Origin of the sequence: Bacillus sp. ISL-35 (assembly GCF_018613355.1) — a bacterium.
Taxonomy (GTDB): Bacteria; Bacillota; Bacilli; order Bacillales; family Cytobacillaceae; genus Mesobacillus.
This window is the reverse complement of the sequence record NZ_JAGGQK010000001.1, coordinates 118051-138599: the sequence shown is the minus strand read 5'-3', so window position 1 is coordinate 138599 and position 20549 is coordinate 118051. Positions and strand designations below refer to the sequence as shown.

At 43.4% G+C, this 20549-nt stretch carries 20 protein-coding genes; 7 read left to right on the top strand and 13 right to left on the bottom strand.

The window, feature by feature from the left end:
• Position 1: 1 nt before the first annotated feature.
• From pstC to J7E38_RS00660, 5 genes are all read right to left on the bottom strand, one after another.
• The gene (gene pstC / locus J7E38_RS00680; RefSeq protein ID WP_215038055.1) at positions 2 to 958 is read right to left on the bottom strand and encodes a phosphate ABC transporter permease subunit PstC; all 957 of its coding nucleotides are present in this window, start codon (positions 956 to 958) and stop codon (positions 2 to 4) included.
• A 133-nt stretch (positions 959 to 1091) separates the two neighbouring features.
• Positions 1092 to 2045: a PstS family phosphate ABC transporter substrate-binding protein gene (locus tag J7E38_RS00675; RefSeq protein ID WP_214704523.1), complete on the bottom strand. Its 954-nt coding sequence runs from the start codon at positions 2043 to 2045 to the stop codon at positions 1092 to 1094.
• 216 nt (positions 2046 to 2261) lie between these two features.
• The gene (locus J7E38_RS00670) at positions 2262 to 4394 is read right to left on the bottom strand and encodes a peptidoglycan D,D-transpeptidase FtsI family protein (RefSeq protein ID WP_251030167.1); all 2133 of its coding nucleotides are present in this window, start codon (positions 4392 to 4394) and stop codon (positions 2262 to 2264) included.
• Positions 4395 to 4613: 219 nt separating this feature from the next.
• A complete protein-coding gene (locus tag J7E38_RS00665; RefSeq protein WP_214704526.1) occupies positions 4614 to 5831 on the bottom strand; it encodes an MFS transporter in 1218 nt (405 codons plus the stop codon).
• A 140-nt stretch (positions 5832 to 5971) separates the two neighbouring features.
• Positions 5972 to 6580 carry a superoxide dismutase gene (locus J7E38_RS00660; protein ID WP_214704528.1) on the bottom strand — a complete coding sequence of 203 codons (609 nt, stop codon included), beginning with the start codon at positions 6578 to 6580 and terminating at the stop codon, positions 5972 to 5974.
• Positions 6581 to 7637: 1057 nt separating this feature from the next.
• Here J7E38_RS00660 and J7E38_RS00655 point away from each other — a divergent pair.
• A complete protein-coding gene (locus J7E38_RS00655) occupies positions 7638 to 8330 on the top strand; it encodes a Crp/Fnr family transcriptional regulator (RefSeq protein ID WP_214704529.1) in 693 nt (230 codons plus the stop codon).
• Between the two features lie 45 nt (positions 8331 to 8375).
• On the opposite strand, the gene J7E38_RS00650 is transcribed toward J7E38_RS00655, so the two are convergent.
• Positions 8376 to 8855 (bottom strand): DUF456 domain-containing protein, encoded by a 480-nt coding sequence (locus tag J7E38_RS00650; protein ID WP_214704530.1) that lies wholly within the window; start codon positions 8853 to 8855, stop codon positions 8376 to 8378.
• Between the two features lie 78 nt (positions 8856 to 8933).
• On the bottom strand, positions 8934 to 10565 hold the full coding sequence (locus tag J7E38_RS00645; RefSeq protein WP_214704531.1) for a Na/Pi cotransporter family protein: 1632 nt from the start codon (positions 10563 to 10565) through the stop codon (positions 8934 to 8936).
• A gap of 218 nt (positions 10566 to 10783) precedes the next feature.
• Between J7E38_RS00645 and J7E38_RS00640 the strand changes: the two genes are divergently transcribed.
• The 3 genes from J7E38_RS00640 to ispG all read left to right on the top strand — a co-directional run bounded on the left by J7E38_RS00640 (position 10784) and on the right by ispG (position 13297).
• Complete coding sequence (locus J7E38_RS00640) at positions 10784 to 11563, top strand: DUF1189 domain-containing protein (RefSeq protein WP_214704532.1); 780 nt, start codon at positions 10784 to 10786, stop codon at positions 11561 to 11563.
• A gap of 171 nt (positions 11564 to 11734) precedes the next feature.
• Positions 11735 to 12082, top strand: coding sequence for a LysM peptidoglycan-binding domain-containing protein (locus J7E38_RS00635; protein WP_214704533.1), 348 nt, complete (start codon positions 11735 to 11737; stop codon positions 12080 to 12082).
• A 117-nt stretch (positions 12083 to 12199) separates the two neighbouring features.
• A complete protein-coding gene (ispG, locus tag J7E38_RS00630) occupies positions 12200 to 13297 on the top strand; it encodes a flavodoxin-dependent (E)-4-hydroxy-3-methylbut-2-enyl-diphosphate synthase (protein ID WP_215038047.1) in 1098 nt (365 codons plus the stop codon).
• Positions 13298 to 13345: 48 nt separating this feature from the next.
• On the opposite strand, the gene J7E38_RS24245 is transcribed toward ispG, so the two are convergent.
• Positions 13346 to 13900 carry a DUF4190 domain-containing protein gene (locus J7E38_RS24245; RefSeq protein WP_214704534.1) on the bottom strand — a complete coding sequence of 185 codons (555 nt, stop codon included), beginning with the start codon at positions 13898 to 13900 and terminating at the stop codon, positions 13346 to 13348.
• Positions 13901 to 14059: 159 nt separating this feature from the next.
• Here J7E38_RS24245 and J7E38_RS00620 point away from each other — a divergent pair, with 159 nt between their 5' ends.
• On the top strand, positions 14060 to 14629 hold the full coding sequence (locus J7E38_RS00620; RefSeq protein WP_214704535.1) for a 5' nucleotidase, NT5C type: 570 nt from the start codon (positions 14060 to 14062) through the stop codon (positions 14627 to 14629).
• 57 nt (positions 14630 to 14686) lie between these two features.
• On the opposite strand, the gene zur is transcribed toward J7E38_RS00620, so the two are convergent.
• The 3 genes from zur to J7E38_RS00605 are packed head-to-tail and all read right to left on the bottom strand — an operon-like array spanning position 14687 to position 16736.
• The gene (zur, locus tag J7E38_RS00615) at positions 14687 to 15100 is read right to left on the bottom strand and encodes a zinc uptake transcriptional repressor Zur (protein WP_214704536.1); all 414 of its coding nucleotides are present in this window, start codon (positions 15098 to 15100) and stop codon (positions 14687 to 14689) included.
• Between the two features lie 12 nt (positions 15101 to 15112).
• Positions 15113 to 15955, bottom strand: coding sequence for a metal ABC transporter permease (locus J7E38_RS00610; protein ID WP_214704537.1), 843 nt, complete (start codon positions 15953 to 15955; stop codon positions 15113 to 15115).
• Positions 15948 to 16736 (bottom strand): metal ABC transporter ATP-binding protein, encoded by a 789-nt coding sequence (locus tag J7E38_RS00605; protein WP_353049926.1) that lies wholly within the window; start codon positions 16734 to 16736, stop codon positions 15948 to 15950. The genes J7E38_RS00610 and J7E38_RS00605 overlap by 8 nt, the downstream gene beginning before the upstream one ends.
• A gap of 152 nt (positions 16737 to 16888) precedes the next feature.
• Here J7E38_RS00605 and J7E38_RS00600 point away from each other — a divergent pair, with 152 nt between their 5' ends.
• Positions 16889 to 17143 (top strand): DUF2624 domain-containing protein, encoded by a 255-nt coding sequence (locus J7E38_RS00600; RefSeq protein ID WP_214704539.1) that lies wholly within the window; start codon positions 16889 to 16891, stop codon positions 17141 to 17143.
• A gap of 268 nt (positions 17144 to 17411) precedes the next feature.
• On the opposite strand, the gene J7E38_RS00595 is transcribed toward J7E38_RS00600, so the two are convergent.
• On the bottom strand, positions 17412 to 18302 hold the full coding sequence (locus J7E38_RS00595; protein ID WP_214704541.1) for a deoxyribonuclease IV: 891 nt from the start codon (positions 18300 to 18302) through the stop codon (positions 17412 to 17414).
• A gap of 21 nt (positions 18303 to 18323) precedes the next feature.
• Entirely contained in the window at positions 18324 to 19640 is a 1317-nt protein-coding gene (locus tag J7E38_RS00590) for a DEAD/DEAH box helicase (protein WP_214704543.1), read from the bottom strand.
• Between the two features lie 245 nt (positions 19641 to 19885).
• On the opposite strand from J7E38_RS00590, the gene J7E38_RS00585 reads away from it, so the two are divergent.
• On the top strand, positions 19886 to 20533 hold the full coding sequence (locus J7E38_RS00585) for a YqfQ family protein (RefSeq protein WP_214704545.1): 648 nt from the start codon (positions 19886 to 19888) through the stop codon (positions 20531 to 20533).
• The last annotated feature ends 16 nt before the right edge of the window (positions 20534 to 20549 follow it).

Sequence of the window (20549 nt, the reverse complement as noted above, 5' to 3'; positions counted from 1 at the left end):
ATTAATATTCCTCCCTGAACTTTCGAGAGATATACTGGGCAACCAGGTTCATAATCAGCGTAAATACAAACAAAGTCATGGCAACTGCATACAGGCTGTAGTATAACGTTGAGCCTGCTGCGGCTTCCCCGCCGGTTACTTCTACAATATAAGCGGTCATTGTCTGCATCGATTGTGTGACATCAAAAGTGAAATTCTTCGAACTTCCACTTGCGATCGTCACAATCATCGTCTCGCCTATAGCCCTCGAAATTCCAAGGACAAACGACGCGATGATACCAGAAATCGCTGCGGGAATGACCACTTTCCAGGTTACTTCAAGCTTTGTTGCACCAAGGGCCAATGCACCTTCCCTCATCGCATTTGGCACGGAACTCATGGCATCTTCTGACAGTGAAGCGACCATCGGGATGATCATGATTCCCATGACAATTCCTGGACTGAGAATATTTGTTGGTTCCAGCCCCGGGACAAATGACCTTAATAAAGGTGTTACGAAAGTAAAGGCAAAGAATCCATATACAATGGTTGGTATGCCTGCCAGAATCTCAAGAATTGGTTTTAACAGCCTGCGTGTCTTTTCAGAAGCATACTCACTCAGGAATACGGCAGTCATCAGGCCAACAGGGATCGCAACAAGCATAGCGATCGCGGTGGAAATGAGAGTTCCGGTCAATAATGGCAAAACACCGAATACCGCATTTTCCCCCAAAGGCTTCAGTTTAGTGCCAGTGAAGAAATCTATGAATGGAACGTCTTTAAAAAAGGCGATTGTTTCCGTTAATAATGTAAGAACAATTCCGATTGTCGTCAGGACAGAGATTGCTGCAATCCCAAATAAAATTTTAGGGATGAACTTTTCAGTATAATTTGTAAAGCTCTTCGTCTTTTTCTTTTCAGAAATCATCTCACGAACATTCAACTTTTTGCCGTTCTCGTGAACAACGCTTTTTGCCATGCGAAAAACCCCTTTCATCCTTCTCATCCAAGGAAGAACTTTCCCTTATAGTACCCCAGGGATCATGTATTAATTTAAAAACACACACAAGAGATGAGAAGGTCTTGCCTCTCATCTCCTGGTGGTAAAGGATTTACTTCTTCATTCCATTCAATGTATCAAGAGTTGATTTGATGTCTTCATCTGATAATGGTGCGAAACCAGTTTCTTTCGATACATCCTGTGCATTGTTCATTGTGTAGATTGCATAATCAAGTACTTGTGGCTTCTCTTTCGCCTGGTTCACATTCAAATATGTGAAAACAGGACGAGTGAATGGCGCGTAATCACCATCTTCTTTGATTGTATCCAGTGAAGGTTCAACCGGTCCTTTGCCGAAGTCGACTTTAACTGCAGAAAGCTTGTCTTTATTGCTCTCATAGTAACCATAACCGAAGAATCCAATCGCGTTTTTATCTTTAGAAACAAGGTCTACTAAAGTAGAGTAATCTTGCTGTAAGTTAATGTTTTCTGGAAGATCCTGTTCTTCCAGGATTGTTTCAAACATGAATTCGTAGGTTCCATGGTTTTCATTAGGGCCATAAGTCTTGATTTCTTCATCCGGGAAATCAGCACGAACATCTGACCATTTTTTCTTACCGGCACTTGCAAGGAAAATATCTTTTACTTCTTGTTCAGTGAGCTCTTTAGCCCAGTCATTGTCTTTATTGATAACGATTGTAATACCATCAAGTGCAACCTTCATTTCCTGTACTTCGATGCCAAGCTCTTCAGCTTTCGCTTTTTCCTCGTCCTTAATCTGACGAGAAGCATCGTTGAAGTCAGTTCCGTTTTTAGCAAGGAATTTCTTAAAACCTGCCGAAGTTCCGGAGCGGCTTACTTCTACTGAGACGTTTTCCTGTTCGCCCATATAGTTCTCAGCCATACGTGCCATCAAAGGATAAACTGTACCAGATCCGTCAATGACGACGCTGCCTTCTAGTTCTTCCCCGTTTCCACCTTCGTTATCTCCACCGCCGCAAGCTGCCGTGAATGCCATTACAGCTGCAAGCATTAAAAACAGGCTCATCTTTTTAAGACTCTTCATTCTTAAATTCCTCCTACGAGATGTGGTTGTTTTGTCCTACAAGACCAAGAATACTGTTTTTCTTTTAAGGATGTTTTAACTTAATGTAAAGGTTTTGTAAATTTGCGAGAAAGATGTATACTCCTGTCGAAAACAAGTATTGTATGGTTTGTCGGTTGGGCATAGTATTCCCAAACCACAAAAAAAACTGCCTCATGTGAGACAGTTTAAGGATATTTATTGCTCGATATCTTCTGTAATTTCTTCTAATAGTTCCGTTCCTGCTTCTTTCTTTTCAACTTCCTGTACCGGTTGTTCCGGGTTCATATTTCCTTCCATACGTTTCTTTTTCAATTCAAAATACGTATCAAGGACCCTTCGGCCGATATCATTATTTGCATGGTGACCTGTATTGCCCTCATATGCCCATGGGACCATGACAGCAATGGCGATTTCCGGATTCTCATATGGAGCATATCCAACAAGACTTAAGTTCATGACTTCTGGAGGCTTGTCATAATTTTTCCTTTTGGGTCCATCATAGAATGCCTGTGCAGTCCCTGTTTTCCCGGCTGGTTTATAATCAGCGGTATAAAATGCTCCATATGCTGTACCGCCAGGTTCCTGCATGACTCTCCTGAATCCTTCCTGCACTCGGTCGAACCATTCAGGCTTGGCATCAACCTTATTCAGGATGACAGGCTCAAATTCATTGACAACAGGACCAACCTCATCATTTTTCATGACCGGTTCCCTGATTTCCTTGACAATTCTCGGCTGAAGTCTGTTTCCGCCGTTTGCGATCGTTGAAACATATTGTGCCAATTGAAGCGGGGTGTACGTATCGTACTGTCCGATAGCAAAGTCGAGCAAGAGACCTGGCCTTCTTTCGGTACCCTTAAAACCGATCATTTCATTTGGCAGGTCAATCCCCGTCCTTGCGCCAAGGCCAAATTGGCTGAAATGATTCCTCATTGTATCAAAAGCCTGCGGCTCAAGATACAATGGCTGATCATACTTATAATTTCCTTTTCCAATATTGATTGCAGTCCTGAACATATACACATTCGATGACACTTTCAAGGCATTGCGGTCATCCAATGTACCCAATCCCGCTTTCCAGGACTTCTTCGGGTTGGTGCCTTTAATTTTAATCGGTGTGTCATAAAACTGTGTACCTGGACTGATCGCCCCAGTGCTGAAACCTGTCAAAATTGTGGCACCTTTAACTGCAGACCCGACGTTATATGAAGTCGTGAAATTGCCGCTCGCGAAATCCTGCATGACATTTTTGCCTGTTTCTTCATCCCTGACAATCTGCTTACCTGCCAGCGTCAAAACTTCTCCTGTATTAGGATCCATCAATACGACAAATGCTCTGTCTAAAAGTCCCGTTCTCGATGTCTGCTTCGCCTTCAGCAATTCTTCTTCAATTATTTTATCCACAGCTAACTGCAAATCCATGTCAATTGTCAGCACAAGGTCTTTCCCACGCTGACCCTCAGAGATCACTTTGGTATCTAAAACATTTCCGCCTTTATCGGTGATGTTCTTTACCTTTGCTTTCTGTCCGTGCAGGACATCTTCATATTGCTGCTCGATATAACTTAAACCTACCCTGTCATTCCTGCTATAGCCTCTCGCAAGATAATACTCAAGCTTTTCTTTTGGAAGTCCCTTTTCGGAATCACTAACCTTCCCCAGGATTGTCTTGAGTGTTTTATCATAGCTATATTGACGCTCCCAGTCTGTCGTGGTGTCCACTCCAGGCAGCATTTCGAGATTTTCACTTACAATCGCGAACTCTTCAGGCGTCAAATCTTTCTTGACGATTTGAGGAGACAGCGCATAACCGCTCATCATCTCCCGTAAAATTGCAAGGATTTCCAAATCATCCTTTTTTAACTCGTTCAACTCATTCTCAGTGATGCGCTCAAGCTGAAGATTGTATATAGCTTTATCATCAAGCTTTTTTTCATCATACTGTGCCCATTCTTTTTCTGTGATTTTTTCTCGGGCGCGTTCTTCATTCGTTAAGATCCAGTAGTCCTTTTTGTCTCTTTCACGGACTTTCTTTAGGTCATCTTCTGAATCCTTGACGATTAATTTCGCAAGTCTTTCTGCTACCATGAGCATTTCCTTCGTTTGGGTGCTCTGGCTCTTGGTATAGGTGATTGCATTGCTCGGGGTATTGTCGACAATTGCCTTCATATTCCGATCATACATTTTCCCTCTTGGAACAGGATTATTTACGGTCACATCTTCTGTCCGTTCGATTTCCCTTTTAAAATCCTCACCGTAAACAATCTGAACGATGCCCAGCCTTAGAATCAGCATCGAAAATAACACAAACACCGCAAAAAACACCATATTCAGCCTGAATGGCACATGCGTTTTTTTCTTTTTCTTTTTGTTCAAGCCTCTCCCACCTCTTCAGTCTGTATGTCCATGGCTTATTGACTATCCTTTATTTTAACTAAAATCATCATCTTTTTCTATCAATAAACAACACCAGAATATTTTTCCAGCAGAATGAAAACCGGGCTTTACGCCCGGTCCTTTTGCTGGTACTTCTGGAAGTCTTCCAGGCTATGCAGCTTTTAAGTGAATTTTCCTTATAAAGAAGTAAATCATTGTATGGCCGCTTCCAAGGATGACCAGAAGGATGGGGATCGCCTCTTTCTCACTGAACAGATTAATTGCCAGCAGGAATAATAATATTGAAGTGACACGGCCCAGATTCAAAAATAATTCCCTGACGACAATATATTCAACCCTCATTTCAGCCGCTTTCCAGCCGCGCCCTATCACGTCGTAGGTCATTGAAGCGTAAGGAACAAGGAGTAGAGGGTAAGCAACTGCAATCATTGCAGCATATAAGAGAAGCCGGAAGTAGCTGAGGTCAAATACAATCAGGAAGATCGCAAGGAACAGAATCAGTCCGCCGACTAGAATTGCTTGTTTCCGATATTCTTTTTTCAGGGTACGGGATACAAAGTAATAAGCAAGAAATGATATCCCGGAATTAATCAATCCATAGGTACCCAAAGCCATTTCGCTATCGGTGGCAATAAAAACGAAAACGGAAACGATGAACACAAATACCCCTTCTCTGAGTCCCTGGAAAAAATGCGCATTTGTAACCATCCGCCAATTTTTGTCATGCTTCCTTTCAGTAATAATCCGCCGGAACCAGTACTTGCCGTGCGCAGGCCGGCGCTTCAGGAAGAAACTCAATAAAACAGCGATTGAAAACAATCCCAGTGATAGTCCGAATACCACTGTATAACCTGTCAGCTTTTCCAGTCTTGAAATGATGAAACCCGCAGCCACCGGTCCGATCATGCCTCCAACAGAACCTAAAATTCCGAGAAATCCATTGAAGAAATCACGCGTTTCAGGCTCCGTGATCTCAAAGGTGAGGACATTGTATGCAAGCCAATAGAAACCATAGCCTATTCCCAAAAGGACACCCAACAGTAATAAAAAATCGGATGCTTTGGTGCCCACAAACAAAACCGTGACATAAAACAGTGCCAGAAAGATAACACCAATGCGAAGCACAATGACCCTGTCGACCTTCTTTGCCCATCTCCCAGCGAGGATAAAGGTGAGAGGCTGGGCAACGACAATCGATAGGTTATACATTGCCAAATCGGCTAGCTCGCCGGATTGCTTCCATAAATAGATATTAACGAAAGTATTTGAAAGGGCAATGCTTAATGAGTACAAACCCCCAATAATCAATAGGAGCGCCAAATCCTTTGTCAGCTCAATGTCTCCTAATAATTTGTTTACTTTGCTCATGATCGACTCCCCTTTTCTCTTGGGTAGTTTCTAACAAAGCAATCGGGGTTATTCAGTTTTCTGGAGGGTCTTTCTAAGCAAAACTTGACAAAATAAAAAGAGAGGCTGCAATTACTGCAGCCTCTCGCATTTTCACTCTATTATTTTGCAGAAGCGAAACGCTTGCTAACTTCTTCCCAGTTAACAACGTTCCAGAATGCACCAATGTATTCTGGTCTTCTGTTCTGGTAGTTCAGGTAGTAAGCATGCTCCCAAACATCCAATCCAAGGATCGGAGTCTTACCTTCCATTAATGGAGAGTCCTGGTTTGGAGTGCTAGTCACTTCAAGCTCGCCATTGTTAACAACTAGCCAAGCCCAGCCAGAGCCAAAGCGAGTAGTTGCAGCTTTAGAGAACTCTTCCTTGAAGCCTTCAAATCCGCCGAACTTTGAGTTGATTGCTTCAGCTAATTCTCCAGTAGGCTCGCCGCCTCCGTTCGGAGAAATGACTTGCCAGAATAGAGAGTGGTTCGCATGTCCGCCGCCATTGTTGCGAACTGCAGTTCGTGCAGCTTCAGGAACAGCATCAAGGTTAGAAACGACTTCTTCAACAGATTTAGCTAGAAGTTCTTCGTTTCCTTCCAAAGCGTTGTTAAGATTTGTCACATAAGTGTTGTGGTGCTTTGTGTGGTGGATATTCATTGTTTCCTTGTCGATGTGTGGCTCAAGTGCATCATATGCGTAAGGTAATTGTGGTAATTCAAATGCCATTTTTAACATCCTCCTATGTATCGTGTTCCACTTTCGGAACAATCTTTCATACAATTCAGTAATTAGAATTGTTCTAAAAGTGCTTCATGATTAGATTACCAAAGAACGGTAATGGTTTCAAATAAAATGCTTTGGTTTAACAAGAATAAACTTCCCCGATCCTTCTTTTTTTATTCCTAAAGTTTTTGATGGGCTTACAAGACCATGAACTTATTATGTTTTATGCATGATGAAAAGGCGGAACAGGCAACTTCAGACAGGTTTGGGGGAAATGCAGCAAAAGCTGTCCGAACTTGAGGCAACTTTAGACAGGTTAAGTGCAAATCTAGCAAAAGCTGTCCGAACCTGAGGCTACTTTAGACAGGTTAAGTGCAAATCCAGAGAAGTTGTCCGAAGTAGAAATTACTTCAGACAGGTTTGGAGGAAATGCAGGAAAAGCTGTCCGAACCTGAGGCTACTTCAGACAAGTTTGGGGGAAATACAGGAAAAGTTGTCCGAACCTGAGGCAACTTCAGACAGGTTTGGGGGAAATGCAGGAAAAGCTGTCCGAAGTAGCGGTAACTTCAGACAGGTTTAGAGGAAATGCAGGAAAAGCTGTCCGAACCTGAGGCAACTTCAGACAAGTTTGGGGGAAATACAGGAAAAGTTGTCCGAACCTGAGGCTACTTCAGACAGGTTAAGTGAAAATACAGGAAAAGCTGTCCGAACCTGAGGCTACTTCAGACAGGTTTGGAGGAAATGCAGGAAAAGCTGTCCGAAGTAGCGGTAACTTCCGCCTGGTTTGGAGGATATTCAGCACAAGCAGTCCGAACTAAGCGATACTTCCGACAAGTTTACGTTTGGAAAGAGCATAAGTGCCTTACACTCCAATCAACTGGATTTAAGAGTAGGGATAAAGTTTCAGAAAATCGTCAATATTCCCCGAATGCAGTGGTGTCAACGATATTTGTCGCACCTCTCCAAAAACATACCCATTTATTCCCAAAACACAATTGACACAGTAGCAACAATTCTTTTAAATCAAAGTATAGAGAGGAATACTAAGGAGACGATCCTGATGGACAAAAATATATCATTATATAGTTTAATTTTACAAAGCTTCATTGATAAGGAAACGATTCAAAAAATCAAAGCGGACACCATCCTTTTTCAGGAAGATGAAAATGTTCAGAACGTTTATATTATCCTGAGTGGAAGTGTCTCGGTCGGCCGTGTCCACATGAAGGGCAAGGAATTCATCCTTAAAATCCTGCATGGTGAAGAAATGATTATAGAATATGAATTGTTCAAGCATACTCCGCGATATCATTTTTCTGCAAAGACGCTGACAGACTGTGAAGTCCTGATGATCAAAAGAGAACAGTTCGAGGAATTTGTCCTTAACGATAAAACCGCGATGAACGCACTGGTGAATTGGCTAAGCACAAGATACCTCAAGGCACAAATGAAGTGCCAGGACCTGATCATGAACGGAAAAAAAGGCGGATTGTACTCCATATTGATCAGGCTATGCAACAGTTACGGCGTGATGACAGATGAAGGAATCCTGATTGATTTGCCGCTTACACACCAGGAACTGGCCAATCTAACCTATGGAACCCGTGAAGTAATCCAAAGGATGCTGAAGGAATTGCGCGAAAAAGACATCATTGCCTATGACCAGCTAAAATTCACTGTAAAGAACCTTAGCTATTTAAAGCGGGAAGTCGATTGCCAGAATTGTTCATTTGAAATCTGCGGTTTGAATTGATTTCTGTGAATAAATAAAAAAATCGTGCTGCTTCAGCACGATTTTTTATATGATCAGGAAGAAATAAACAAGCATGATTGCCATGATGACGCCTTTCGTCACTACGCTGCTGACAAATCCCACCACTGAACCGAAACCGATTTTAATTGCATCATTCAGGTTCTTTTTATTGACCAGCAATTCAGCAATTGCCGCTCCGATAAACGGACCGACGAGGATACCGACAATTGGGATGACAAAAGGTCCCACGATCAGTCCGATTGTGCTTCCCCATATACCAGCCTTGCTTCCCCCATACTTTTTGACACCGATGATGTTCGCAATATAGTCTGCACCGAACAACAGGGCTACAAACGCACCCTGAATCGTCCAAAAGAACCAGTTAAATGGGTCAAAAGAATAAAAAACACCATATAGAATAAAACCGCCCAGCATGAAAAGAACACCTGGCAGGATCGGTATTACCAGGCTGGCAAATGCGCCTGCGAACAATAGCCCTATTATTGACCAGTATAATGCATCCATACAATCCACCCTTTTCACTGCAGACTTTGAAATCTAAAGATAAAAATAAGCAAGGGTCTCCCCTTGCTTATTTTACCACTATTTCTGTTCTCCCAAAACGTACTCTGCGATATTTACTGCATGGTCGCCGATTCGCTCAAGGTTGCTGATGATATCGACGAATACGATTCCAGCCTGGCCAGAACACTGACCTTCATTCATACGCAGAATGTGCTGCTTTCTTAATGTCCGTTCCATGCGGTCAATTTCATCTTCTTTTGTTACAACCGCCCGGGCTGCATCAAAATTCTTCTGATCAAGAGCCTGCAATGCCTCTTCGACCGTACTCACAGTCAGGTTGAACATTGTTTCAAGATCATCCATGGCTGTGTCTGTCATTCTCACCTTGTTAGCCTGCTGGTATTCAATCAGTTCGATGATATTTTCAAAATGGTCGCCGATTCTTTCAATATCCCGAACAGTGTCAATCAACATGCTGTGTTCTTCAGACTCATGTTCAGATAAAGAGCTTGTCGCAAGGTCCACCAGATAGTCTGTAATCTTGCGGTCAAGATTATTAATGGCTTCCTCAAGCTGATAAGCATTCCCGGAATGCTTGGTATTTTTTGTTTTCAAAAATTCATTTGTTTCTTCAAGTCCCTTTAACGCAAACTTACCCATGCGTAGAACTTCTTCTTTAGCTTGGCCAAGCGCGATAGACGGTGATTGTTCGATGAATACCGGATCAAGATGCTGTGCCTTGTAGTCGACAATCGAGTCTTCCCCGGGAATCAGCTTGGTTACGATTAACGCCAATACTGCAACAAATGGCAGTTGGATGAGGGTATTCGTCGTGTTGAAAATCCCATGAGCAAAAGCGATAGTCATTTCAGGGTTAAGAGAAAGTTGATCCCTGAGCATTTCTATCAATATGGTAAATGGCTTCAATAATATTAAAAACAGTGTTGTACCTATTAAATTGAATAATACATGGGTAGCAGCAGCCCTTTTTGCTGCAACAGAAGTGCCGATGGCAGCCAGGACAGCTGTGATGGTTGTCCCAACATTATCACCAAATAATACTGGAAGAGCTCCCTGAAGGTTGATCAGGTTTTCAGCGTGCAAGCCCTGAAGAATACCAATCGTTGCACTTGAACTCTGAACGATCACTGTGAATAGCGTACCGATGACAACTCCAAGTAATGGGTTTGAGCTTAGTTCCACAGTCAAATCGTGGAAGGCTTCAAGACTGCGCAACGGCTTCATTCCGCCACTCATTAATTCCAATCCATAGAATAAAGCACCAAAGCCGAAAACAATTTGTCCAACGTTATGGACTTTTTTATTTTTAAAGAAGAATAACAGTATTGAACCAACGGCAATGATTGGCAGAGCATATTCACCCACGTCGATACCAATGATAAAGGCAGTCACTGTCGTACCAATGTTGGCACCCATAATGACTCCGATTGCCTGGCGCAATGTCATGAAACCGGCACTTACCAGCCCGACCGTGATAACAGTTGTCGCTGAACTGCTTTGGACAAGTACCGTTACGATCAAACCAGCTAAAACACCCATCACCGGGTTGGTCGTAAAACGATCCAGCACCTCTCTGAGGCGGTCTCCAGCTGATTTTTGCAGCCCATCTCCCATGAATTTAATGCCGTATAAAAAAATTCCAAGACCCCCAAAGAATTCAAACAGCATTTCTTGTAAATTCAATTCCATTTTTTCAACCCCTAGATTTATTTCGACAAACATCTACAAACAAAATCATTATCAGGGATTTATGAATAAAAAGTAAACTGTTTAAGCTTCAAATTTACAATAGCTTAACATTACTGAGTTTTGTTACAGAAATGTTACAAAAGCGATTTGAATTACTTGTTATTATCTCCTTTGTAAAGCTAAAATAGACAATGGAATCTATTAAAGGACGTGTATTGATGAATCTTTTTACCCAAATGGCCAAAAGTCTGTATTCACCTAAAGATATTGCGACCACCCGCTTTCAGGGTATCGGCAAAACCATTCTATTTGTTTTCTTATTAACGTTACTATCCATTTTGCCAGTTATATTCTATATGTTTACTACCATTTCCGAAGCAATTGACTCCGCAAAACAAGCTGTTACAAATGAATTGCCTTCCTTTTCAATAGAAGAAGGCGTGCTGAAATCGGATATTAAGGCACCTGTCACCTTGAAAAGAGATCATTTCACGATCATTTTTGATTCAACGGGCACAGTAGAAGAAAAAGATATGACGAATATGGAGGCTACAATCGGAATGCTGAAGCATGAAGTTGTCCTAAGTGCTGGCGGGCAAACCCATACGGCTCCCTATTCCCTTTTCTCGAGTGGGGACTTATCCAAAGAGGATGTTCAATCCCTAATTGAAACGGCTGAGTCTTCTCTCCCCGTTATGCTAGGACTACTGTTTATTATCATTTTTGTTTTTTCTGCAGGCATGAAATTCATAGAAGTCTCGATACTGGCCCTTTTCGGTTTACTATTAAAAAACCTTGCCGGAAGGAGACTTCAATACAGACATGTATGGAGAATGTCCGCCTACAGCACAACTCTTCCCACTCTGTTTTTCACATTGATGGCATTCCTTAAAACGACTGTGCCATTTAGTTTTGCCATTAACTGGTTTGTCGCATCGATGATTCTTCTATTAGCAATAAAAGAAATACCACCTGTGCAAAAAAATGAAGAGATTTAAAAATGCGCCCCTGGCGCATTTTTTAGTTTCTACCCAACTCCCTGATTCAGTCCAGCTTAAACCCTATCTACCTGACCCAAAAAATTAATAGGTATTTTTTCTATTAAATTGGTTCTTAACTCTATTTTTCCAGCATAAATAATGATATAAGCTGTTTAGGAGGAAAGTTCCATGAAAAAACTGGCAGGATTCCTGGTTTTCCTGGTTTTAGCATATGCGGTTTATAATGATTTAAGCATAGGAACGCTTCCGGCTGCGAATACACCAGAACCCGAATTAAGAGAAGCAGAAATAGAAGAAGCTGATAGTCTGGCTAAGGAGAAGATTCCTTATTTCGAGCATGAAGTCAAGCCTGGCGATACGGTACTTTCTGTACTCGACAGCAACTCAGAAAAACCGCTCGCAGTGCCGGTTTCACAAGCGGTAGAAGACTTTAAACAGCTTAATGGAGGGACAGACCCTCAGAAAATCAAATTTGGCGATACCTATAAATTCCCGGATTACAGCAGTCAAAATTAACAAAGCCTAACTAAAGAAGTCTTTCCTTGTCAATTTGAACAAAAGATTGATAAAATGGGGTTGTGCATCATTAGGAACTTTTACATGAATTCCATTGTTTAAAGGAGCGAATCACTGTTGAGTGAAATAATACATCGTACCAAAACCCGCCCGATCAAGGTTGGGAATTTAACTATTGGCGGCAACAATGAAGTGGTCATCCAGAGTATGACAACCACCAAGACTCATGATGTCGAAGCGACTGTTGCCGAAATCAAACGCCTTGAAGAAGCAGGCTGCCAGATTGTCCGCGTCGCATGCCCGGATGAAAGAGCAGCCAATGCGATCTCTGAAATAAAAAAGCGAATCAATATACCGTTGGTTGTTGATATCCACTTTGATTACCGCCTGGCGCTTAAAGCAATCGAAGGGGGAGCCGACAAAATCAGGATCAACCCCGGAAATATCGGCAAGCGCGAAAAGGTAGAGGCTGTTGTAAAGGCGGCAAAAGAGAAGGGTATTCCGATTAGGATCGGTGTGAATGCCGGATCACTAGAGAGACGAATTCTTGAAAAATACGGTTATCCTACTGCGGATGGCATGGTGGAAAGTGCCTTGCACCATATCAAGATCCTTGAAGATCTTGATTTCCACAATATTATCGTTTCCATGAAGGCTTCTGACGTGAACCTTGCGATTGAAGCATATGAGAAAGCGGCGAAGGCCTTCGATTATCCGCTGCATCTTGGAATCACCGAATCAGGAACTTTATTTGCCGGAACTGTAAAAAGTGCTGCTGGCCTGGGAGCTATCCTTAGCAAAGGGATCGGGAACACGGTCAGGGTATCACTAAGTGCAGATCCGGTAGAGGAAGTAAAGGTAGCAAGAGAGCTATTAAAGGCGTTCGGCCTGGCTGCCAATGCCGCCACATTGATTTCTTGCCCAACCTGCGGACGGATCGAGATCGATTTGATCAGCATCGCCAATGAGGTGGAAGAATACATCTCAAAAATCAAGGCACCAATCAAAGTAGCCGTTCTTGGCTGCGCTGTGAACGGCCCAGGTGAGGCGCGTGAAGCTGACATCGGCATTGCCGGCGCCAGAGGGGAAGGACTGCTTTTCCGCAAAGGAGAAATTGTCCGTAAAGTACCTGAGGAAACAATGGTAGAGGAATTAAAGAAAGAAATCGATAAAATCGCTGAGGAGAAGCTTCAGGAAGCTGCCCTCCAAAAATAATCACAAAAAATGCCCGGGATGCCCGGGCATTTTTTGTGGCATTTTCCGTCAAAAAAACGGAAGGATAAAGATGCCAACCAGAATGGAGATTGTCCCTATTCCAATCGCCCAAGTGCCGATTGAGGAACCACGGCGGCGGGCCATGAAGCCAAGGACAATTCCAGCTGCTCCGAAAAGAACAGGTAAAATAAACAGCGACAAGATCGATAGGGCAAGAGCCGAGTATGCAAGGCCCCGTCCTCCAGTTGTACTTTCCTCTTCTGACCTTCTTCTGAAAGCAGGGGGGGCAGGAGCAGCAATTTCAGCCGCTGTCTCCTCATCATAACGTTCCTCACGAACAGGCCCGGCAATCGCAGTCATCTCCTGATAGTGATCGTCACGGCCGCGTCCGGCAATTGCCGTCATTTCCTGGTAGTGCTCATCGCGCCCAGGTTCGGCGATTGCTGTCATTTCCTGATAATGCTCATCACGCGAAGGAGTATACAGTTCTGTTGCTGTTTCCTCCTGGTAGATCTCGTCACGCGCGTCCCTTATAGTAATGACATCCTGCTTAGGTTCAGTAATATATTCGGTACCAATCTGTTTTCGCTCTTGGTCTGCCACTTTAATCCCTCGCTTTCTTAAGTGGAGCATTTATTATTGTTTACGAGTGGAATGGTTTTCATCATGGCAATGTTTAACTAAGGCACGAAAAAGTAAATCTTTTGCGGGCTGTTCTTATTTGGTAAAATTAAAAGGAGATCATTGTTTAAGGAGCAGACTATGAAAAGACGTTTTGGCATAGATATCGATGGAACAGTCACCTGTCCCACTACATTTGTACCGTATTTGAACGAAGCATTCGATTTGGATATTACTCTTGATGATATCAAGCAGTATGATTTTATGCCGCTTGTAACCGTGAGTGAAAAAGAGTTTGCAGCATGGTTCAAAGAAATGGAACCGGTGATCTATTCCAAATCCCCTTTAGCAGCCGGTGCAAAGGAAATCCTGAAAAGCTGGGAAAGTGAGCATGAATTGTATTTCATCAGCGCGCGGGGCACACATTTACTTGAACTTACTCAAGAGTGGTTTACCGCCAATGAACTTAAGTATCATGATATTCACCTGATTGGTTCTCATGATAAAATTCAGGCAGCACGGAAATATGATGTGGATATTTTCTTTGAGGATAAACATGATAATGCGGTCAATCTGCATGAAAAACTGAAGATTCCAGTCATCCTTTTTGACACCCCTTATAACCGGGAGCCAATCCCTGATGGCGTCATTCGAGTAAACAACTGGCAGGAAGCCAATAAGTGGGTAAGAAATTGGATAGAAAACAGCTAAACGGCCATTTTTCGGATGGCCGTTTTTTCATTTCAATATTGGACGGAATAGAGGGCCCTAGTGTATGCAGTCCGGGCATCTTCCGTATATTTCAAATTTATGGCCCGAAATATCATAGCCCTTAAAGCTTGATTCGATATTCCTCATTGGGCAAGTCTCAATCTCTTTTGTTTTTCCGCAGTCAAGGCAGATGAAATGGTGATGATGCTCTTTATGTGAACAGGTAAAACGGAAATGTTTTTCTCCTGATAGCTCCGTCATCTCCAGAATCCCCAGCTCGACAAACACACTTAAATTACGATAGATCGTATCAAATGACAATCCAGGGTAATTCTCCTTCATTTGCTCAAGAACATCACGTGCCGTCAAATATTTATCATGGTCGGAAAACATCTGGAGCATGTCCTCGCGCTTACCTGTATGTTTATACCCCTGTTCCTTCAGCAGGTTCATTGCTTCATTCACATTCATGGTATCACCTCTTTAAATGGATCTTGTTGCACTGCGTTTTTTTAGCCAGATAGCCAGCACAAGGATGAATACAGCAATCATGACAATGGTTCCCCCAGGTGCAAGGTCCATGTAGTAGGACAGGAACAAGCCGCCCAGCACAGAAATTTCACCGAATAGGATGGAAAAGAAGATCGTCTGCTTGAACCCTTTGGCGAACCGAATGCTTGCTGCCACCGGCAAAGTCATAAGGGACGAAACAAGCAGGATGCCAACGATCCTCATGGAAGCCGCGATCACCAGCGCCACCATGATGATGAAAATAAAGTGCAATGACTTTGCCGCAATTCCGGTTGCCCTCGCATATTCTTCGTCAAATGATAACAGAAACAACTCTTTGTATAGTAAAGCAACGAGTGCAATCACCAGGATGCTGATGACCAAGATGGTCCATAAATCCGCCCTGCTTACCGCGCTAACGCTCCCAAATAAATAACTGAACAAATCCGTATTGAAGCCGTCGGCAAGTGAAATAAAAATAACACCGAGGCCGATTCCACCCGAAAGGATGATCGGGATGGCCAGTTCCTGATAATGCTTATAAACCGTGCGGAGTTTTTCAATGAACAGCGATCCGCCAACCGAAAAAGCCATTCCCATGTAAAGCGGGTTGAGGCCGCTGAAAACCATGAATTTTTTCTCAAGCAGCAAGCTTGCTGCGATTCCCGCCAAGGTAACATGGCTAAGGGCATCGGCTATAAGGGAAAGCCTTCTTACCACAATGAAAACACCGAGAAGGGGAGCGATTACACCAATGATCATGCCAGTCAAAAAGGCATTCTGCAAAAACTCATATTGCATCAGTCCACTAATCATGATGGTGCCCTCCCTCGTGATGATGATCATGAGTCAATACATGCACATCATGCCCATATATCTCTGACACATCATTCAGCTTCAATTGTTCGAATTCCTCTGCGCTTCCATGGAAATGCATATTTTTATTCAAGCATGCTACATTTGTGACTTTTTCGGAAATCGTCCCGATATCGTGCGTCACCAAAAGCAAAGTAATGCCCTTCTCCTTGTTAAGTGTTTCGAGCATTTCATAAAAGGAGTTTACATTCTGGACGTCGACACCGACTGTCGGCTCATCGAGGATCAACAATTCCGGTTCGCTCACCAGTGCCCTGGCAATGAACACCCTCTGCTGCTGGCCGCCAGAAAGCTCACCAATATTCCTGTCCAAGAATTTCCCCATCCCGACAGATTCAATCGCCTGTTTAATCTTTACATGGTCAGTTTTCTTTAAAAAATGGAACAGACCAAGTTTTTTCGTCAACCCGCTGGCCACTACCTCAAAAACAGTAGCAGGGAAGCCTGTGTTAAAGGAATTGGCCTTTTGCGACACAAACCCGATTTTATGCTGCTCCCTAAACTTATTGATATCCTGTCCAAACAGACGGATAGTACCTGTTTGCGGCTTGATGAGACCAAGCATCAGCTTCAGCAGCGTCGACTTTCCGGATCCATTAGGACCAACGATTGCCAAAAAGCTACCTCGATGAATAGACAGGTTTATATTTTCAAGTACATTCTCTTTATCGTATCGGTAATATACATCCTGTACCTGGACGATATAGTCATTCGTATCCACTTTTATCACCTGCAAAATAAGAATCATTCCGATTTACTTAATGTAGTATATCTCTTACTGCCCATAAAGTAAACAAAAGAACTTCTCCCCTCAAGAAAATTGTCACGAATTTAAAACTGGGCACATACCCTACTATGAAGGAGTGATGATCTTTGGCTATTTTTGAAAATATCATTAACCATAAAATAGGCAACATTACGGCGGATGAGCTGCTGAAATACGCCTCTCAATTCAATATATCCATAACAAAGGCACAGGCAGATAAAATCGCCGGATACTTACGCGGTAAAAAGGTCAATATCTTTAATGATTCAGAAAGAACGGCACTCATCAAGCAAATTGCCAGAATCACCAGCCCGGAAACAGCCAGGGAAGTGAATAAGTTGTTTGTGAAATTCACGAAATAGTGCATTATGTCCGTCATGGAATTCCATGGCGGACATTTTTTCTTTTTTCTCCGCTATTTCTGTCCGTCATGAGTCGGATGACGGACACTTTTTCCCTTTTCTCCACTGTTTTTGTCCGTCATCAAACCCGATGACAGACACTTTCATCTGTACCTCCACCATTTCTGTCCGTCATGTTGTTATTATTCCCTCTATAAGTAAATCCTCATTATTTGCATTTAACCCTAACAAAAAGAAAAAAGCTGTGGACCTGGTCCACAGCTTTTGTTTAGTCATTCATGATTGTGTCTAGCAGGTTTTCTTCGAATTGCTTGTTTTTCAGCATTGCGATTTCGTGTTTGTATGGCGCTTTTTTATTATTCTTGTCAGGGCCAACAAAAGGTGTTTCCAGGATTTTTGGTATTTGCATCAGTTGCGGATGGTGGACGATATAATTTAATGCTTCAAAGCCGATATGGCCGAAACCGATATTTTCATGGCGGTCTTTCCTTGTCCCGAACTCATTTTTGCTGTCATTGATGTGCATGACTTTAAGCCTGTCGAGTCCGATGATCTTATCGAATTCGTTCAACACGCCATCGAAATCCTCGACGATTCGATAACCCGCGTCATGGGTATGGCATGTATCAAAGCAGACAGAAAGCTTGTCATTGTATTTGACACCGTCGATGATCATCGCCAGCTCCTCAAACGACTTCCCGCATTCAGATCCTTTTCCGGCCATGGTTTCCAGAGCGATTTGGACTTTGTCTTCCGCGCTAAGGACCTCGTTCAGGCCTTCAATGATTTTCTCGATTCCTTTGTCTGCGCCCGCTCCTACATGGGCACCTGGATGCAGCACGATTTGCTTGGCGCCAAGGGCTTCGGTCCTGTCGATTTCACTCCGCAAAAACCTTACTCCCAAATCGAAGGTGTCAGGATTCTGGGTGTTCCCAATATTGATGATATATGGGGCATGGACAACGATTTCGCTGATGCCATTCTGCTCCATATGCAGTCGTCCTGCTTCAATGTTCAGGTCCTCGATTTTCTTTCTTCTTGTATTCTGAGGTGCTCCCGTATAGATCATGAAAGTATTTGCACCATATGAGACAGCCTCTTCACTTGCTGCAAGCAGCATTTTTTTGCCGCTCATCGAAACATGTGATCCAATTAACATCTAGATCTCTCCTAAATCCCTTTATTTATTTCTCTTCTGAATACGGTTTTCCCGTTTTTTGATTTTATCCATTTCGTATTTCATTTTCTTTTTATAACCTGGTTTTACCTTTTTAGGCTTGGACACAAGCGTCTTTGCCTTAGCCTCGCCTGCCGTTTCCTTCTTCTTTCGGTTCTGGCGACGGTTTCGCTCTTCAATCTCGGTGAATTCACCTTTTTTCAAGTCGATGTTGTTAAAAGTAATTCCCATCTTTTCAAGGCGAACCAATGCATCTTCATCGCTCTGCTCGTAAATGGTCAAAGCAACTCCTGAGGATCCGGCACGTGCGGTCCTTCCCACCCTGTGGATATAAAAATCAAGGTCCGTAGGCAGCTCATAATTTATGACATGGCTGATTCCCTGAATGTCAATCCCTCTTGCTGCCAGGTCAGTCGCAACCAGATATTGGAACTCAAGGTCTTTGATTTGCTTCATGACCCGTTTTCGCTCACGCGGGCTGAGGTCACCATGGATACGGCCGACCTTCATTCCCTTTTGAATCAGCCCATCCGCAATTTCGTCTGCTTTTTTCTTTGTATTCGCGAAGACGATTCCCAAATATGGATTGAATGCCAGCAGGGCCGAATGCACAAGGCCAATTTTATCCCGGTGCCTTGCAGGAAGAAGAATATGCTCGATCTTCGCGGCTGTGGCCTGTTTAGGGTCGATTTGGACAAATTTAGGATTTTCCATGTACTTTTTCAAAAATGGTTTAAGTTTTTCAGGAATGGTGGCCGAGAATACGAGCATCTGAAGCTTTTCCGGCATGCGGGATGCAAACTGGTCGATGTCCTCGATGAATCCCATATCGAGCATCAAATCTGCCTCATCAATAACGAGGATATTGGCTGTGTGCACAAACAATGCGTTTTCCTTAACAAGGTCATTAATCCTGCCTGGAGTCCCAATCACGATCTGTGGCTGGGTCTTCAGCTTCTCGATGGTCCTTTGCTTGTCCGTTCCGCCAATATAGCAGCGGGCAGTGATCTGCTCTCCGTCAGGTGCATGTTCAGCAATTTTAAGAACTTCATGATAAATCTGGTTCGCAAGTTCACGCGTCGGCGCTGTGATGACTGCCTGTACTTCATTGCGCGATGGATCAATCCTGTTCATGATTGGCAGAACATAGGCATGTGTCTTTCCCGTACCTGTCTGTGATTGACCAATCGCACTGTCACCCTTCAGTACGGTCGGAATCAGGCGCTCCTGGATTTCAGTCGGCTCATAAAAGCCTAATTTATTGATTGCATCTATAATGAACGGCTTTAGTTCATAACGTGTAAATTTCGTTTCACTCATTGAAAATCTCCTTCTTTTCCCCTGTCCCGCAAGTATTTCCGGGATTACAGCCTGTTCCGTAAGCTGTTCTTTTCAGGTTCATCCTGTAATTATAATAAAGATTGCAGAAAATCTCCAATCAGTACTATCTTAACCTTTCCTATGAAAAAAACAAACCTGTTTCAAGACATACTTTTTTCCTTAAACCATTCCAGACTTCCCGCATATCCTAATAGGAGATGAAATATTGGAAAGGAGGGGTCTCAATGCTACAAGGACCCCGTATGAATCCACGCGGAATGCAGAATCGCTTCCAAGGCCCCCGCATGATGGGAGGGCCGGGGATGGGCCAGCGTCCGATGTATTCAAATCCATTCGCTCAAGGCCCAATGATGCCTCAGGGCCAGATGCCGCGAATGGGGGGCAGGAATATGCGCTCAAGACAGGGCGGCGGACTGCTCTCGAAGATATTGGGAAGAGGCAACGGCGGCCAGCGAAATGGTCCAGCAGGTTTCTTAACTGGAGCCAATACAGCGACACGGGGAGCGGGTACAGGCGGAGGAATCCTGAAATCACTCGCGGATCCATCCGCACTGAGCGGTTTTCTTACAAACACGCAAAAAGTTTTGAATACGGCGCAGCAGTTCGGCCCGATGGTCCAGCAATATGGTCCGCTTGTCCGCAACCTGCCATCGATGTGGAAATTATATCGAGGATTGAAGGATCTTCCGGATGCAGATGAACAAACAGCTGAATCAGAGACAGACCACCCTGAAAAGAACAAGAACGAGAACAGGAGTAAGACCAAGAGTAAGAACAGGAAGAAGCCGGTGAAAACCGAAAACACGGCTGCATCACGCAAACCAGCCCCAAAGCAGAGTAACGGGGCATCAACACCAAAACTTTTCATTTAATCTGAACAATAGTTAA

Bases quoted from the DNA above. Each gene is read 5' to 3' on its own strand.
- pstC (WP_215038055.1), bottom strand. From the start codon at position 958: ATGGCAAAAAGCGTTGTTCACGAGAACGGCAAAAAGTTGAATGTTCGT.
- J7E38_RS00675 (WP_214704523.1), bottom strand. From the start codon at position 2,045: ATGAAGAGTCTTAAAAAGATGAGCCTGTTTTTAATGCTTGCAGCTGTA.
- J7E38_RS00670 (WP_251030167.1), bottom strand. From the start codon at position 4,394: ATGGTGTTTTTTGCGGTGTTTGTGTTATTTTCGATGCTGATTCTAAGG.
- J7E38_RS00665 (WP_214704526.1), bottom strand. From the start codon at position 5,831: ATGAGCAAAGTAAACAAATTATTAGGAGACATTGAGCTGACAAAGGAT.
- J7E38_RS00660 (WP_214704528.1), bottom strand. From the start codon at position 6,580: ATGGCATTTGAATTACCACAATTACCTTACGCATATGATGCACTTGAG.
- J7E38_RS00655 (WP_214704529.1), top strand. From the start codon at position 7,638: ATGGACAAAAATATATCATTATATAGTTTAATTTTACAAAGCTTCATT.
- J7E38_RS00650 (WP_214704530.1), bottom strand. From the start codon at position 8,855: ATGGATGCATTATACTGGTCAATAATAGGGCTATTGTTCGCAGGCGCA.
- J7E38_RS00645 (WP_214704531.1), bottom strand. From the start codon at position 10,565: ATGGAATTGAATTTACAAGAAATGCTGTTTGAATTCTTTGGGGGTCTT.
- J7E38_RS00640 (WP_214704532.1), top strand. From the start codon at position 10,784: ATGAATCTTTTTACCCAAATGGCCAAAAGTCTGTATTCACCTAAAGAT.
- J7E38_RS00635 (WP_214704533.1), top strand. From the start codon at position 11,735: ATGAAAAAACTGGCAGGATTCCTGGTTTTCCTGGTTTTAGCATATGCG.
- J7E38_RS00620 (WP_214704535.1), top strand. From the start codon at position 14,060: ATGAAAAGACGTTTTGGCATAGATATCGATGGAACAGTCACCTGTCCC.
- zur (WP_214704536.1), bottom strand. From the start codon at position 15,100: ATGAATGTGAATGAAGCAATGAACCTGCTGAAGGAACAGGGGTATAAA.
- J7E38_RS00610 (WP_214704537.1), bottom strand. From the start codon at position 15,955: ATGATTAGTGGACTGATGCAATATGAGTTTTTGCAGAATGCCTTTTTG.
- J7E38_RS00595 (WP_214704541.1), bottom strand. From the start codon at position 18,302: ATGTTAATTGGATCACATGTTTCGATGAGCGGCAAAAAAATGCTGCTT.
- J7E38_RS00590 (WP_214704543.1), bottom strand. From the start codon at position 19,640: ATGAGTGAAACGAAATTTACACGTTATGAACTAAAGCCGTTCATTATA.
- J7E38_RS00585 (WP_214704545.1), top strand. From the start codon at position 19,886: ATGCTACAAGGACCCCGTATGAATCCACGCGGAATGCAGAATCGCTTC.